The 547-nt window shown below is 55.2% G+C and carries 1 pseudogene; it reads right to left on the minus strand.

Going from position 1 to position 547, the window contains the following annotated elements:
* Positions 1 to 547 (minus strand): annotated as a pseudogene (gene vscN, locus R7P74_RS28615) (SctN family type III secretion system ATPase VscN); the annotation flags it as partial.

Below are 547 nucleotides of genomic sequence, written 5' to 3' on the forward strand. Positions count from 1 at the left end.
ATTTCGCCAACATTTCACGCAGATGCGCGGCAGATGCTTGATGATCCGCTTCGACAATCTGGTTCATCACTCGGCTTGCAGATCGGAGCACATCAATGGCAGGGTAGTGGTTCATCGCTGCCAATTTCCGCGAAAGGATAATGTGCCCATCCAGAATGGAGCGCGTTTCATCTGCGACAGGCTCGGTCATGTCGTCACCTTCGACCAATACGGTGTAGAGGGCAGTGATAGAGCCTTTGTCCGATTGGCCTGCGCGCTCCATTAGTTTTGGCAGCGCGGCAAAAACAGAAGGCGGATAACCGCGTCGAGTTGGTGGTTCACCAGCGGCAAGGCCAATTTCACGTTGGGCACGAGCAAAACGGGTGACGGAGTCCATCAGCAGCAAAACGCGCTTGCCTTGGTCTCGGAAATATTCGGCGATAGAAGTCGCAACGAACGCCGCTTTTGCGCGCTCCATGGCTGGTCTGTCGGATGTCGCAACGACCAGCACTGAACGCGCCATACCTTCTTCGCCCAAGTCGTGTTCGATGAACTCTCGCACTTCTCG

Source organism: Vibrio sp. 2033, assembly GCF_033339735.1.